The organism is Nostoc sp. (assembly GCF_036917235.1).
GTDB lineage: Bacteria > Cyanobacteriota > Cyanobacteriia > Cyanobacteriales > Nostocaceae > Nostoc.
This window is the reverse complement of record NZ_JBALDU010000103.1, coordinates 18,414-33,446: the sequence shown is the minus strand read 5'-3', so window position 1 is coordinate 33,446 and position 15,033 is coordinate 18,414. Positions and strand designations below refer to the sequence as shown.

Genomic DNA, 15,033 nt, shown 5'->3' with positions numbered 1-15,033 from the left:
AGGATAATGTTTTGCTCTTGCATATCTGTAAGCAAAATACTTATCCATAGGGTAGCAAGTGACCGTGAATGACGTTCTACTGACTTCTGCTTTCTTCCTTCTAACTTTTACCTTTGCTATATGGCCCGCGACTACTATGAAATCCTGGGTGTCTCTCGTGACACTGACAAAGAAGAAATCAAACAAGCCTATCGCCGTCTAGCCCGGAAGTATCACCCAGATGTGAACAAAGAACCGGGGGCGGAGGATCGCTTTAAAGAAATTAACCGCGCTTATGAGGTACTCTCAGAACCCGAAACCCGCGCTCGTTACGATCGCTTTGGCCCAGAGGGTGTATCGGGTGCTGCTGGCGCGGGCTTTCAAGATGTCGGCGATATGGGTGGTTTTGCCGATATCTTTGAAAGCATTTTTAGTGGCTTTGCTGGTGGTATGGGTAATCCCACCCAACAAAGACGCCGCAGTGGGCCTGCGAGGGGTGATGACCTGCGGCTAGACCTGAAGTTAGACTTTCGGGAAGCGATATTTGGTGGCGAAAAAGAAATTCGCATTTCCCATCTAGAAAATTGTGAAGTTTGTAGCGGTTCTGGTGCTAAACCTGGAACCCGACCTCGGACTTGTTCGACTTGTGGCGGTTCGGCTCAAGTCCGCCGTGTAACTAGAACACCCTTTGGCAGTTTCACCCAAGTCTCGACTTGTCCCACCTGTAATGGCACAGGGATGGTAATTGAAGATAAGTGTGACGCGTGTGATGGTAAGGGCGCAAATCAAGTCACAAAGAAACTCAAAATTACCATTCCAGCGGGGGTGGATAATGGCACACGTTTGCGGATTTCTAGTGAAGGAGATGCCGGTCAACGTAGTGGTCCTCCTGGGGATTTATACGTTTACTTGTTCGTGAATGAGGACGAGGAATTCCAACGAGATGGGATTAATATTCTCTCGGAAATCAAAGTTAGCTACCTGCAAGCGATTTTAGGTTGTCGGTTAGAGGTAGATACAGTAGATGGGCCAGTAGAACTAATCATTCCAGCTGGAACTCAGCCGAATACAGTGATGAAGTTGGAAAATCGCGGCGTACCCCGTTTGGGTAATCCCGTAAGTCGTGGGGATCACATGCTGAACGTATTAATTGATATTCCCAATAAAATCACCCCAGAGGAGAGGGAACTGCTGGAGAAGCTAGCTAAAATTAAGGGCGATCGGACTGGTAAAGGCGGTCTAGAAGGATTCTTGGGAAATTTATTTAAGTGATGATGCCCTCTTCTGTTTTAACTCCCGATGCTCAACTGGATTTACGCGGCACCCCTTGCCCGATTAATTTCGTGCGGACAAAACTACGTCTAGAGAAAATGCCATTGGGAGGTTTGCTAGAAGTCTGGTTAGACCCTGGTGAGCCGATTGAGCAGGTTCCTGATAGTTTGACAATGGCAGGTTATCAGGTGGAACAAATTACAGACTGCACTACTTATTTTTCTCTGTTAGTGCGCCGTCCAGTTGCTAGCCAATGACAGGGGAAATTTTTGACGCAACTGGACAGTTATTGGGTACGGTGGTGGCTGTACAGGCTAATTTTTACCGAGTACAGATGGAGCAAGAGGCAGGGGAGCAGAGGAGGAGGAAAGCAGAGGAAAAACTGAATTTAAATACCCTTTTGCCCCACTGCCCCTCGCCTCCTCTTTTGCTTTGTACCCGAAGAACACGTCTGAAAAAAATTGGACAACAGGTGATGGTAGGCGATCGCGTTGTGGTAGAAGAGCCAGATTGGGCTGGAGGACGGGGAGCGATCGCTGAGGTTTTACCCCGCCAAAGTGAGTTAGATCGTCCGGCGATCGCCAATGTCAACCAAATCCTCTTGGTATTTGCCGTTGCCGACCCACCTTTGGAACCTTATCAGCTGAGTCGGTTTCTCATTAAAGCTGAGTCTACTGGCTTGGATGTGCTTTTATGCTTGAATAAAAGTGATTTAATTTCACCGCAGGAACAACAACAAGTTACCGATCGCCTACTTGGTTGGGGCTATGAACCAATATTTATCAGCGTTAAAGATGGTATTAATACTGAGCAAGCAGCCAAATATTTGAGCAATAAAATAACTGTAATCGCTGGGCCTTCTGGTGTAGGTAAATCCAGCCTGATTAATACGCTGATTGACTCTGCCAAGCTGCGAGTCGGAGAAGTTTCTGGTAAACTGGCTCGTGGTCGTCATACCACTCGCCATATAGAATTATTTGAGTTACCTAGTGGTGGTTTACTGGCAGACACTCCCGGTTTTAATCAGCCGGATATGGATTGTATACCAGAAGAATTAATCCATTATTTCCCAGAAGCCAGAGAAAAGTTAGCAGTTGCTAGCTGTCGGTTCAGTGATTGTCTGCATCGAGACGAGCCTGAATGTGTTGTGCGGGGAGACTGGGAACGATACGAACATTATTTAGAATTTTTGGACGCTGCGATCGCTCATCAAACACAGCTACACCAACAAGCCGATCCAGAATCTACCATGAAGTTAAAAAGCAAAAGCAAAGGCAAAGGGCAGAGTCAATACGAACCCAAGCTAGAAAGTAAAAAATATCGCCGGATTTCCCGAAAGACTCAGTTACAGGACTTGCAAGAGTTATATCGGGATGAGGAATAAGGAGTGCGATGTCTATGACGGGCTGTGGCTACGCATTCATAATGCAAAGGTTGGTCACGATAGCATAGATACAAACATATAAAACTATCTTGTATGTCTCAGCACCTTGCCAACACCCCTGGTTTACAAGCTGTCACTGAGAGTATAATTTTTTCACCGGGTGATATCTATAGTGACGAACCCCCCTTGGAATCTGACTTACACCGCGAACAAATTGATTTACTCATTCGCTTGATTAAATGGTGGTGGCGCGATGTCTACGACGGGCTGCGCCAACGCGAGGATTTTTATCCTACCGGCAACCTGACAATCTATTTCAGTCCCAATCAGAAAAAGTCAGAAGAATTTCGAGGACCTGATTTCTTTGTGGTTTTAGATACAGAGAAAAAAGACCGCAAAAGCTGGGTTGTGTGGCAAGAAGATGGCAAATACCCCAATGTGATTATTGAGCTATTATCTAGTTCTACTGCCTCGGTTGATAAAGGTTTAAAAAAGCAAATTTACCAGAATACATTTCGCACTCCAGATTACTTTTGGTTTGATCCAAATAACCTAGAATTACAGGGATTTCACTTAGTTGATGGGCAATATCAAGACCTTGTACCCACTGAGTAAGGTTGGTTGTGGAGTCAGCAGTTAGGGCTGTATTTGGCAGTATATTTGGGCAAATTACGCTTCTTTACACCAGATGGACAGCTGGTGATGTTGCCAGAGGAAGAAGCAAATCAACAACTAGAACAAGAACGTCAACGGGCTGCAATATTGGCAGAACGCTTGCGAGCCGCAGGTATTGATCCTGAGCAAATATTCTGAAAAATAGAATTTTATCTCTAAACTAGGCATGGGAAAATAATGCTATGAACCAAACAATATCTGATAAAGTTCGTTGGACAACCTCAGACTTAGAATTACTCACAACTGACGAATGGAAGCGCTATGAAATTGTTGACGGAGAGCTATTTGTGACCAGAGCGCCTCACTGGAAACATCAGCGAACTGGTGGTAATATTTATTTAGAATTAGAAATTTGGTCTCGTTCCAGTAAAATAGGTGAACCTATTACAACTCCCGGCATAATTTTTACAGATGCCGATAATGTCATACCCGATCTAGTTTGGATTAGTCATGAGCGTTTAGCACAACTGCTAGATGATGAAGGGCATTTGAGAGGAGCGCCAGAACTCATTGTGGAAGTGCTTTCTCCTGGGACAACTAACGAACGTCGAGATCGAGAAGCCAAGCTGAAACTATACTCATCCACAGGAGTGCAAGAATATTGGATTGCAAATTGGCAATTACAGCAGCTAGAAGTTTATCGCCGAGAAGCTGCCCAATTAAAACTGATCGCAACCTTGTTGGCTGATGACGAAATCACATCACCATTGTTACCAGGTTTCGGCATTCGAGTTCAGCGTTTTTTTGGATAATTTTAGCCTAGGCGTAGCCCGCTGTAGACATCGCTCATCAAACTCAGCTACACCAACAAACTAGGCAAAGGGCAGAGCCAGTACAAACCCAAGTTAGAAAGTAAAAAATACTGCCAGATTTCTCGGAAGACTCAGTTATAAATGACATTTTTTTAAACCAACGTGAGCCTCCTATAGAAGCGCACGTTAAGCCAGAATATTGCCGGGAGAAGAAGCAAACCCGCAATTGAGTAAGTCGGCGATCAAAATTCAATGTATATGAAGAAATATAAATTTGAAGTAAGGTGTGTTACGCCGTAGGCTAACGCACCTTGAATTGTTGAGGTTAGTTAGGTGAAAAATTGGCAGAACACTTACCAGCTAAAGGTCTTGAACCGGAGTAAATATTTTCAGTGTAGGATTATACAATAAACAAATAGGCAGATTTTACAACTAGTTAATAACAAAAGGCGATGGAGGCATAACAAATGTTGTGTCCTCACAAGCACTGTAATTAACTCAATTGAAAACTATTCTTACGATCCCCATAAAGTCTTAAAATATTGTTAATTTCGGCCAAACCTCTCGACCTTCAACTTACAAGTATCACCCCAAAATCACTATGGCTATCGGCTACGTCGCGCTTGTACTCCACGCACATCTACCCTTCGTTCGTCACCCGGAAAGTGACTACGTGCTGGAGGAAGAATGGCTCTATGAAGCCATCACAGAAACCTACATCCCCTTATTGAAAGTATTTGAAGGCTTAAAGCGAGACGGTATCGACTTTAAAATCACGATGAGTATGACACCCCCTTTAGTGTCGATGCTTCGCGATCCTTTGCTTCAAGAACGCTACGAAGCACACTTAGCTCAACTAGAAGAACTTATAGCACTAGAAGCAAAACATAATGTCAACAACGGGCATCTCCGTTATCTAGCCGAACATTACGCGACTGAATTTAGCGAAGCGCGTCAGCTATGGGAACGCTACGGCGGGGACTTGGTGACAGCTTTTAAGAAGTTTCAAGACAGTAACAACCTAGAAATTATCACTTGCGGCGCTACTCACGGCTATTTACCGCTGATGAAAATGTATCCGCAAGCAGTGTGGGCGCAAATTCAGGTAGCCTGCGAACATTACGAGCAAACCTTTGGAAAAGCACCCAGAGGCATTTGGTTGCCGGAATGTGCCTACTATGAAGGTTTAGAGCGGATGCTAGCTGATGCTGGGTTACGCTACTTCCTCACTGATGGGCATGGCATCCTTTACGCTCGTCCCCGTCCGCGCTTTGGCACTTACGCCCCAATTTATACGGAAACTGGTGTTGCTGTCTTCGGTCGAGATCATGAATCCTCCCAACAGGTATGGTCTTCTGAGGTGGGCTATCCTGGGGCTGCGGAATATCGAGAATTTTACAAAGATTTGGGCTGGGAAGCAGAATATGAGTATATTAAGCCCTATATTATGCCCAATGGTCAGCGGAAAAATACGGGCATCAAGTATCACAAAATTACGGGGCGTGGCTTAGGACTTTCAGATAAGGCACTTTACGATCCTTATTGGGCTAGAGAAAAGGCCGCAGAACACGCTGATAATTTTATGTATAACCGAGAGCGGCAATCTGAGCATCTCTATGGTATAATGCAGCGACCGCCAGTAATCGTTTCGCCTTATGACGCAGAGTTATTTGGACATTGGTGGTATGAAGGCCCTTGGTTCATTGATTACCTATTCCGCAAATCGTGGTATGACCAAAAAACATATCAAATGACCCATTTAGCAGACTATTTGCGAGATCAGCCAACTCAGCAAGTGTGTCGTCCTTCGCAGTCGAGTTGGGGTTTCAAGGGTTTCCATGAGTATTGGTTGAATGAAACGAATGCGTGGATTTATCCGCATTTGCACAAAGCTGCTGAACGGATGATTGAAATCTCCCATCTGGAACCAGAAGATGAGTTGGGGGAAAAAGCATTGAACCAAGCAGCGCGGGAATTGTTATTAGCACAATCTTCCGACTGGGCTTTTATTATGCGGACGGGAACGATGGTACCCTATGCAGTTAGACGGACGCGATCGCACCTGATGCGGTTCAATAAGCTCTACGAAGATGTGAAAGTCGGCAAAGTTGACAGTGGTTGGTTGGAAAAAGTCGAGTTAATGGATAATATCTTTCCCGAAATCAACTATCGCGTCTATCGTCCGCTATAGTCTCACACAAAGTAATCAACATTAGTAGGGTGGGCATTGCCTACCCTATATTAGTAGTGAGGAGCGTTTATTTTACCAACAACAGAACAAGCCTTAGCCTGTGTAAGCGTTTGCCAAATGCTGTCAAATCTTTATAAAGACATCCGCTTATTTCGATTTGACGATCAAACCGGACAGGTTTACATCCTGGCTGGAGATGAAGTTCAAATCATCATTTTGAGTAATGGTATTTGGGATTTTGTCAATGAACCAAAATTATGAGCAAATGAGTTTTACAGAGTTGAGAGCTTACGTCGTGAAAAACCGCGAAGACACTGAAGCTCTACGTTTTCTGATGAGCAAACGCGACCCTAATTCTAAAGGCTATCCTATGCCTGTTACCGAAGCTGATATGCAAGCCCAGATGGAAATCATCAGGCGTAAGATTAACGGAGAGCTTTAAGATTATTCTCCAACTTCAGTAAGTAAGAATCGGGTGGGTGTTATTTACCCACCTTAAAGGCTATCTGGATCAATATTCAATTCTCGGAGTTTAGCAGCTAATCTTTGCGCTTTCTTTTCTGCGGCTTGTCGTGCGGCTGCTTCCTCTTCATGAGTTAGCAGTATTTGACTTGTAGCGGGATTGTAAAAACGTAGTTTTCCTGCTTCCAGGCGTAACTCTAGTCCTAAAACTTCACTGGGTAGAGACACTGTAGCATCTGGCAGGGTATTGGCTGCTACTGGAAAATAATTACCATCAACCAAGTGTAAACCCTGGAGTTGGGGATTGAGATAATCGCCTGTGGGGTCATATTGAAAATATTCACGCACTCCCAGAAAGGCGTAAATTCCTTTCTTTGCACCTTGGTCTTTGCTGCGGGTGGTTTTTGAGGTAATCTCTAGAACAAAATCTGGGGTTTGATTATTTTCTTCCCAGGTTTTGTAAGAGCGTCTGTCACGGTTTTCCACTCCAAACACCACAAATACATCTGGTGCGACAACCGATTCTGGATAACCTTTTTCGTAGTAAATAAATAGATTAGCAGCGATGTATACATCTGGGTGATTTTGAAAATAAATCCTTAGCGCATTTCTTGCATAAGTCAAATAAGTGCACTGGATATCACCTTCAGCCATCGGCTTACCATCCTCATCTGGGTACTCAATCGGGGTAACGGGGATATACTCTACTGAGGCTGTCATGGGCAAATCCCTCAACTCAACTAGGGCTAGATTCAATACTATCGCTCGAAATGCGATCGCCATAACTGGGAGGCTGAGAAATCACCAAACAATTCCAGATTGCGTAGGCGTAGCCCGTCGTAGACATCGCTGCTTAGTCCGAGTTCTTGTCGTTCGGCACCCATAAAACGCTACCAGTGCCATCCACCCAGGTTCTACGGAATCAACCGATCTGCGCGTAGTTGCTCGAACAGGTCAAAAAACGACTCGTCTGTTTTCTGGTATATGGAGAAGCCGAGTTTGCGGCTCTTCGACATATCAGTCATAACCTCAATCGGACGCCCAAGATCGAGATCGGTGTGCCATGCAGACGATAGACGGCTCAGATCCGGCTCGGCGAGGTCATGCTGCTTTGCGATCTCGCGCCAGACAGCACCTTCATTCGCCATTTCGGCTTCGAGCGGGTGGGTTGTGCCGTCAAAGCCGATGGGATCGATGCCGAACCAGTCAGCCAGCCGCCCCCACAACCATATCCAGCGGAAGATGTCGCCATTGACGACGTTAAACGCCTCGTTGTGGGCCGCTTCGGTCTTCGCTGCCCAGACTAGATGCTTCGCCAGCACCCGCGCGTCGGTCATGTCGGAGATGCCCTTCCACTGCGCTTCAGAACCTGGCCAGCGGAACGGACGCCCGGTTTCCTTGCAGATCGCGGCATACACGGCTAGCGTCGTGCCGAGGTTCATCAAATTGCCGACCGCCTTTCCAATGACAGTGTGAGGGCGATGAATGCTCCAGGTGAAACCGTCACGGGCTGCGGCGGCATAGACCTCATCTTCCTGAGCATAATAGAAATTTTCGATGTCGAGTCGGGGCTGCTCCTCGCGCAATGGAGTTTCTGGCAGCGATCCGCCTCTGGCGTATGCATCGAATGGCCCGAGATAGTGCTTGAGGCCGGTGACGAGGGCGACGTGCTGCACTGAGTCCTTCGGTGACAGAACATCTAGCAGATTGCGAACCATCGTGCCGTTGACCCTGACATTTTCGGCCTCGGTCGCATTACGCATCCACGTCGTGATAAAGATATGCGTCGGGGCGATGTCTGACAGCGCAGTTTTCAGGCTAGCTAGATCGAGCAGATCGGCAGCAACAGGGCGTAACCCTTCCACGCCTTTTTTAAGATTTCGGGCCAACCCATAGGTCGTCCACCCATTCGCGATCAGTTCTCTCGCAAGATTGCTGCCGATGATGCCGCTCGCGCCCACAACTAAGGCTGTCCCATCCATGTCGTGTCTCCAGTAGGGAAATTTTCTATAGCAATCCTCAGCCCCAAATTTCCAGGCTTCGTATAACTAACGTTAAAAAAGACAGGCAAGATGCCTGTCCTACAAGTAATAATTTAGCAAAGAATTTAGAAATTCATTTCAGCAGCTTGAACTTTCTCAACCTGCTTCTTCTTCAGCACAAGCATAACTTGAGCCAACATTACAAGAGCGGTGAACGCAATCATCCATTTAACTCTTGATGCATCTTGCAGTACGATTTCTGCATCTATTTGACCGAATCCACCGACGTTCGGGTTGCTGGTCAAAGCATCACCAGTCTTAACTGCTTGCCCTTCGGAAACAAGTAGGTCTGGCCCTAAAGGAATCGTATCAACGACAACATCACCCGATTCAGGTTGGATGTTGACTAGATATTTAACGTTACCGTCTCCATCTTCCTCTTTGGCAATCTTGGTAATTGTGCCAGTAGCAGAAGCGTTGTAAACAGCGTTATTGCTCTTTTCGCCTGTGGGATAAACTTGTCCGCGTCCCCGATTACCACCTACGTGAACTGAATATTTACCGAAGTGGATGTTTTTGTCGGTTGCGGGGTTGGGAGAAAGAACTGGGAAGACGATTTCCTGATACTGTTCGCCAGGTAAAGGTCCGACGATGACGACGTTATCTTTGTCTTCGCTGTAGGGTTGGTAGAAAGTGTCGCCAACTTCTTCTTTAAGTTCTTCGGAAAGACGGTCTTCAGGAGCAATCTTAAAGCCTTCGGGTAGCATCAGTACTGCACCGACATTCAAGCCAACCTTAGAACCATCGGCACCAACTTGCTGGGCGCTTAGATCGTAGGGGATTTTCACCACGGCTTTGAATACAGTGTCAGGTAGCACCGATTGGGGAACTTCCACTTCTGTAACCTTGGCGGCTAGGTGACAGTTGGCACAAACAATTCGCCCTGTTGGTTCGCGGGGGGTTTCGGGATAGGTTTGCTGTGCCCAAAAAGGATAGGCGGCAGCTGATTGGGGAAGGGCTAGATCGCTGGTGAAGTAAAATGTCACAGTAGCGATCGCTATGAGCAATGTTTTTACAATCGCTCTAGCACTGCGAGTTAACCTCGCTGTTAGGAAAACATTTCTCATCTCTATAAGGGCGACAATTGAATTAGTCATTAGTCATTGGTCATTAGTCATTAGTCATTAAGCCCTGAACAAAGGACAAATGACTAAAGACAAAATTATTAACCCCACCAAGGTGCATCACCTGTGCGGAAGTCGGTTTCAGTCCAAGGGGTTAAAACGATTTTGTCGTCGTTTACGTTGGTATGGGCTAAAGGTAAAGATAGGGGTGCTGGGCCCCGAATAACTTTACCAGTTTCGTCATACTGGGAACCATGACAAGGACATTTAAATTTGTTCTCTGCAACGTTCCAAGGGACTACACAACCTAAGTGGGTGCAGATGGCGTTAATGCCATAATCTTTGATCGCCTCTTTGCTGTCTACCACAATATAGGTAGGATCTCCCTTTAGCCCTTGGACTAGGTTGCGATCGCCTGCATTCCGGTTTTCAAGAAATTTAGTGACGCTAACATCGTTACCTAGCTCATCTTTTGCCGTTACACCGCCACCTGCGCCACCTGCTGCTGGTGGAATAAAGTACTTGACAACGGGATACAATGCACCCAGAGCTACTCCAGTGACAGTCCCAAAAGTGAGCAGATTCATGAACTGACGACGCCCCATATCGGGCACGTCTGCTGATTCAGAAAATTGAGCCATAATCTACGCGCTCTTTGTGTATTTTGTTAAGCATTTTGACAAAAGTACTAGTACTTGAGCAACTCTTGTCTAAGTCGAAATGCTAGCGCTCACAACGATGCCATAATTCTTTGTTCCAAGATATAAAAAGCATCTTTTCTGTTAGCATTACATTTCTTTATATCCTTATCATACTGGAGTCACGGAACTTAACATCATAACTAAATGTAAAATCTGATTGAGAAAAGCTATGACAGGACAGGAATTACGTCAGATATTGCTTGATAAGTGGGGATATTCTTATGATGTCCAGTTTCGGCGGGCACAGGGAAAGATATTTTTGCAAGTAATGTGGAAATATCTGGAGCAAGCTTCTTTTCCCTTGAGTGAGGCGGAATACCAAGAACATCTCGATAGCATTGCCAATTATCTTCATGCTTTGGGTGGATCAACACAGGTAGAAACTTTTATTGCTCAAACACGCGATCGCCCCCGACTCGGCAAAGCTGTTAGCATCCCTCTAGATTTGGGCGAACGCTCTTCGGAATGGATATTATGACCCGCTATTGTATTAACATTAATAAATTTCTAAGTAATTACAGTATTTTTTATTCAAAAATACCATAACGTCCTGTATAATCCTTTTACCTATTGGTAAGGTAAGAAAAAATACACGTTTTTAAGGAAAAAACAAATGGCTTTTATCTCAACATTTGAAATTCTTCTTAAGCCTCAACTTCCAAAAAAGCTTACAGATAAAGAACCTGAACTTAGCCCACTAGCAAGAAAAGTTCTCCAAGGCTATTTCCTTACGATTGCCAATGTCACTAATGAACTCGTATTTCTCTCACTTGTAGTTACAACCAGAACGCCCGGACTAGATCCTAAAAAAATCCTCACCGTTTTGGATACCACTGGTGTAGATGGCCCTGTAAGCAGTGTTTTTGAGGGCGCAGGAGGTATACAGAAATCACGCTTTACATTTCCTATCAATGCTAATGATACAGGCTTATTTATTCTGCAACCGGATGCTACGAATAAAAAACTTCGAGAAGAGGCAAATTTTGAGTTACGGGGTTATGTAGAGATATCCATTAGTTCCGTATCAACTCCAAAAACAACTCAATTGCTAATCACTCCTGAGCATCGAGGTACATTTTTTGGCACAGAGAAAGCCGAGCTAGGTGAGATTGCTTATGTTTTGCCTCTTGCTAATGGGAAAAGTCTATTTGAGTTAAGTAAAGATGGTTAACTCTATTTGATAATTAGGTAACTATTTATCATCTCTGGCATACATTAACAATTCGTAATTCGTAATTCGTTATGAATAAACATTTAGACCCCATCTGCCCATAACGGTACAATCTTTAAAATTCGGAGACTTTGACCCGACGCTTAAATAGTCGCTAATGCTGCGCTATCGGTTTCATTACGAATTACGAATCATTGGGGCTTGGAAAAAGATTTGCTCACAAACTAAGATTGAAAATCTTTTTACCGATTTCAGATGTCATTTACCTGTGAGCTTCACTAGTCCAACACCGCCGAAATAAAGTGCTAAAACTGCTCCTGCTAAGAGACTTTGAGTCAAGGGGTCAGTAGAAGGCGTCAGGACGGCTCCTAAAACCACCGATCCCATAATCACGTAACGCCAACCAGAAACCATCCGTTCTGACGAGACAATGTTCAAATTACCGAGCAACAGTTGAATAATGGGAATTTGAAATGCTAAACCAGTGCTGAATAACAGTAGCAACACAAATTCAAAATATTTATCAATTGACCAAAGTTGTTCGACTACATCTGCTCCGTAGCTGATGAAAAATTTCAAGGCTGCGGGGATAAGAAGTAAATAGGCAAATACTAAACCCGCTCCAAACAGCACACTCGAACCCAAAACTACAGGCCCCACTATACGGCGTTCGCGGCGAGTCAGTCCTGGAAGCACAAACTGGATAATCTGGTAAAGAATGAAAGGACTAGTAAGTACGAAGCCAGTGTAAGCTGCCACTTTCAGGGAGACAAAGAAATATTCTCCGGGTGCAAGTTGGAGAAATTTTACTCCTTGTGCTGGAACCTCAAGTAACTGGACAATTGGCTTAACGGCAAAGAAACAGCCAATAATGCCCACTGCTACGGCAATCAACGAATAGAAAATTCGTTGCCGCAACTCTTCTAGGTGGTCGAAAAGGGACATTTCGATTTCACCAGGCAACTCATCAAGAGGATCGGTGTCTGAGTTGCCATATCCTTCTGGGTCGAGGTTAGGAACGTTTACAGTATCTACGTCTTGTGAAGGCGTCACGTCGCTTCGCTCCGAATTCAAAATTCAAAATTCAAAATTAACAATACCCTAAATTTATTTATGGGCTTGTATCATGAGTGTTTGTCGGTCATCGACCATTTCGGTGACTCAGCATTCTTCATTATTTTATCTGGGGAATGCAGCTACTAAGATATGTTTTTGAGTGCTGTGGGTTTTTTGTCCTGTTTTTTGGGTTTGCATCTGCATAAGTTAGTAGGAAGCCATCTTGTAGGCAATGCCTAACCTAAAAAAAGGTGGAACCGATAATTTATAAATCACGTCTCTGCGGCTAGTAGCGCTGCATAAATTCACACAACATCAACATTTAATACTCAGTTTTAAAAATCCGGTTCGTCAAGGTGGCATCTATACATATCGTAATCGGAAATTGTTAACTGAGGTTGGGTATGAACCGGATAATTTGCATTGTCCTCATGGCATTGCCTGTTTATTTATACAATGTTGAGCTAGGCAATACTTCTAGTAGTAACGTGACAATTGTTAAAAACCAGTTTCCTACAATAGCTGCGCTAATTGCTTACAGTACAAATGCTCAGTTACGCATTTTGCCGTGGCAAATATCGGCTAGAGATGACCAAACTGAAGATTGCCTTCGGTTTGGTACTTGCAAGGATTGATAAAAAAAGGCAGGAGGCAGGAGGCAGGAGGGAAGAAGTATGAATGAAAACTTTAGTTATGGGTAATAACCCAGTTTAAAAAGAAGAATTGTATTGAGACTGGCAGTGCGTTAGCATCGTGGCACGAAGTGCGATACAAAGCTTCCACAACCTAAGTTCCACGCTTTTAAGCATGGGTTAATTCTGCCTCCTGCCTTCTGCCTTCTGCCTCCTGAAGACAGCCCCATCATCAAAGAAAATTAATGGTTGTAGAATATCAACGTACAGTAGTGGTTACAGGAGCCTCAACAGGAATTGGTCAAGCCACTGCTTTGCTTTTAGACCAGTTGGGCTTCTCTGTTTTTGCTGGAGTGCGTCAAGATATTGATGCTCAGACACTTAAACAGAAAGGATCGCCAAGGCTGATTCCGATTTTTTTAGATGTTACTGACGCTGAATCGATCGCAGATGCGGTTGATATGGTAACAAATGCAGTTGGTGGTGCGGGAATTTTAGGTTTAGTGAATAATGCCGGAATTGCTGTCCCTGGGCCGTTAGAATTATTAGCGATCGCTGAATTTCAACACCAGATGCAGGTTAATGTCACCGGACAATTAGCTGTGACACAAGCATTTCTTGGTCTTTTACGCCAAAGTCGGGGTCGAATTATCAATATGGGTTCCATTGCTGGTAGAAGTCCAACGCCGTTCTTAGGAGCTTACAATGCATCAAAATTTGCCTTGGAAGCACTCACTGATGTGATGCGGATGGAGTTACGACCTTGGGGAATTTCGGTTTCAATTATTGAACCTGGTTCTATTGCTACCCCAATTTGGGAAAAATCCCTAAGTCAATCTGAAGTAGCACAGCACGATCTACCACAATCAGCACAAAATCTTTATGGTCAAGCGATGAATATTGTCCGCAAGAAAATGCAGATTCTCGCATCTCAGGGAATTTCTGCGGATATTGTGGCTCAGACTGTTGTCCATGCACTCACTGCAAAACAACCAAAGACACGTTATCTTGTTGGACAAGATGCCAAAATTGGAGCGCTGCTAAAGCATCTTTTGCCTGACAAGCTACATGACAAGATAATTTTATACTCAATGGGGCTGTAGATTACTGATTGTCAATACTTCACAGGTCGTCACTCTGAATGCAAAGTCTGTCATTAACAAAATCATGGTTTTCATTAATAAAATCATGGTTTTCATTCACAAAATCATGATTTTCATTAATAAAATCATGATTTTCATTCACAAAATCGTGATTTTCATTAATAAAATCGTGATTTTCATTCACAAAATCGTGCTGATTTAAGAACGAAAAGCAAAATCTAGTCAAAAAGTAACTTTTAACTCAAGTTTACTTAAGCAACGTTTTGGTTAAAAGCCTTATGCTACAAGGATTGTAGATTATTATTTTGTAAAATTGCCGAAAGCTCGTTAATAAATCAAGCTGATAATAAGTTCGAGAGAGCTACAAAACTGTACTTAACAGTACCTTTTTTTGTGTTGGATATTTTTAATATTCATAAGAGTACCTTATTTGATATTAGATATTTTTGCTATTTGTACTTATAGTAGTATTTCTGCTTAGTTTAACTAAAACATTACCATTAATATGTGCTATATCGAACAGAGATACAAACAATTATCCTGAATAGC

At 44.1% G+C, this 15,033-nt stretch carries 17 protein-coding genes and 1 pseudogene; 12 read left to right on the top strand and 6 right to left on the bottom strand.

The window, feature by feature from the left end:
* Positions 1 to 120 precede the first annotated feature (120 nt).
* The 8 genes and pseudogenes from dnaJ to V7K44_RS29565 all read left to right on the top strand — a co-directional run bounded on the left by dnaJ (position 121) and on the right by V7K44_RS29565 (position 6,695).
* Entirely contained in the window at positions 121 to 1,251 is a 1,131-nt protein-coding gene (dnaJ, locus tag V7K44_RS29600) for a molecular chaperone DnaJ (RefSeq protein ID WP_094347888.1), read from the top strand.
* A complete protein-coding gene (locus V7K44_RS29595) occupies positions 1,251 to 1,508 on the top strand; it encodes a sulfurtransferase TusA family protein (protein ID WP_334937094.1) in 258 nt (85 codons plus the stop codon). The genes dnaJ and V7K44_RS29595 overlap by 1 nt, the downstream gene beginning before the upstream one ends.
* Positions 1,505 to 2,635, top strand: a complete 1,131-nt coding sequence (gene rsgA / locus V7K44_RS29590; protein ID WP_334937092.1) for a small ribosomal subunit biogenesis GTPase RsgA — start codon at positions 1,505 to 1,507, stop codon at positions 2,633 to 2,635. The genes V7K44_RS29595 and rsgA overlap by 4 nt, the downstream gene beginning before the upstream one ends.
* Before the next feature lie 93 nt (positions 2,636 to 2,728).
* Positions 2,729 to 3,448: pseudogene (locus V7K44_RS29585) on the top strand (Uma2 family endonuclease).
* Between the two features lie 44 nt (positions 3,449 to 3,492).
* A complete protein-coding gene (locus tag V7K44_RS29580) occupies positions 3,493 to 4,062 on the top strand; it encodes a Uma2 family endonuclease (protein ID WP_334937090.1) in 570 nt (189 codons plus the stop codon).
* A gap of 601 nt (positions 4,063 to 4,663) precedes the next feature.
* Complete coding sequence (locus V7K44_RS29575; RefSeq protein ID WP_334937088.1) at positions 4,664 to 6,253, top strand: glycoside hydrolase family 57 protein; 1,590 nt, start codon at positions 4,664 to 4,666, stop codon at positions 6,251 to 6,253.
* A gap of 69 nt (positions 6,254 to 6,322) precedes the next feature.
* Positions 6,323 to 6,514: a DUF6888 family protein gene (locus tag V7K44_RS29570; RefSeq protein WP_442940725.1), complete on the top strand. Its 192-nt coding sequence runs from the start codon at positions 6,323 to 6,325 to the stop codon at positions 6,512 to 6,514.
* Positions 6,498 to 6,695 (top strand): DUF6887 family protein, encoded by a 198-nt coding sequence (locus V7K44_RS29565; RefSeq protein ID WP_334937084.1) that lies wholly within the window; start codon positions 6,498 to 6,500, stop codon positions 6,693 to 6,695. Before V7K44_RS29570 ends, V7K44_RS29565 begins: the two co-directional genes overlap by 17 nt.
* Positions 6,696 to 6,748: 53 nt before the next feature.
* Here V7K44_RS29565 and V7K44_RS29560 read toward each other — a convergent pair whose 3' ends face one another.
* From V7K44_RS29560 to petC, 5 genes are all read right to left on the bottom strand, one after another.
* Positions 6,749 to 7,435 (bottom strand): Uma2 family endonuclease, encoded by a 687-nt coding sequence (locus V7K44_RS29560; protein WP_334937082.1) that lies wholly within the window; start codon positions 7,433 to 7,435, stop codon positions 6,749 to 6,751.
* Positions 7,436 to 7,473: 38 nt separating this feature from the next.
* On the bottom strand, positions 7,474 to 7,599 hold the full coding sequence (locus V7K44_RS29555) for a hypothetical protein (RefSeq protein WP_334937080.1): 126 nt from the start codon (positions 7,597 to 7,599) through the stop codon (positions 7,474 to 7,476).
* A 30-nt stretch (positions 7,600 to 7,629) separates the two neighbouring features.
* Complete coding sequence (locus V7K44_RS29550; protein ID WP_334937078.1) at positions 7,630 to 8,697, bottom strand: SDR family oxidoreductase; 1,068 nt, start codon at positions 8,695 to 8,697, stop codon at positions 7,630 to 7,632.
* Positions 8,698 to 8,822: 125 nt separating this feature from the next.
* Positions 8,823 to 9,824 (bottom strand): cytochrome f, encoded by a 1,002-nt coding sequence (petA, locus tag V7K44_RS29545; protein ID WP_334937116.1) that lies wholly within the window; start codon positions 9,822 to 9,824, stop codon positions 8,823 to 8,825.
* Positions 9,825 to 9,922: 98 nt separating this feature from the next.
* A complete protein-coding gene (gene petC, locus V7K44_RS29540) occupies positions 9,923 to 10,462 on the bottom strand; it encodes a cytochrome b6-f complex iron-sulfur subunit (protein ID WP_334937076.1) in 540 nt (179 codons plus the stop codon).
* Between the two features lie 229 nt (positions 10,463 to 10,691).
* Between petC and V7K44_RS29535 the strand changes: the two genes are divergently transcribed.
* Positions 10,692 to 11,000 carry a DUF3067 family protein gene (locus V7K44_RS29535; RefSeq protein ID WP_334937074.1) on the top strand — a complete coding sequence of 103 codons (309 nt, stop codon included), beginning with the start codon at positions 10,692 to 10,694 and terminating at the stop codon, positions 10,998 to 11,000.
* A gap of 135 nt (positions 11,001 to 11,135) precedes the next feature.
* Positions 11,136 to 11,693, top strand: coding sequence for a hypothetical protein (locus tag V7K44_RS29530; protein WP_334841426.1), 558 nt, complete (start codon positions 11,136 to 11,138; stop codon positions 11,691 to 11,693).
* Positions 11,694 to 11,951: 258 nt separating this feature from the next.
* Here V7K44_RS29530 and tatC read toward each other — a convergent pair whose 3' ends face one another.
* The gene (gene tatC / locus V7K44_RS29525; RefSeq protein WP_334937072.1) at positions 11,952 to 12,746 is read right to left on the bottom strand and encodes a twin-arginine translocase subunit TatC; all 795 of its coding nucleotides are present in this window, start codon (positions 12,744 to 12,746) and stop codon (positions 11,952 to 11,954) included.
* 407 nt (positions 12,747 to 13,153) lie between these two features.
* Between tatC and V7K44_RS29520 the strand changes: the two genes are divergently transcribed.
* Positions 13,154 to 13,384: a hypothetical protein gene (locus V7K44_RS29520; protein WP_334937071.1), complete on the top strand. Its 231-nt coding sequence runs from the start codon at positions 13,154 to 13,156 to the stop codon at positions 13,382 to 13,384.
* A gap of 242 nt (positions 13,385 to 13,626) precedes the next feature.
* The gene (locus tag V7K44_RS29515) at positions 13,627 to 14,484 is read left to right on the top strand and encodes an SDR family oxidoreductase (RefSeq protein WP_334937069.1); all 858 of its coding nucleotides are present in this window, start codon (positions 13,627 to 13,629) and stop codon (positions 14,482 to 14,484) included.
* Positions 14,485 to 15,033 lie beyond the last annotated feature (549 nt).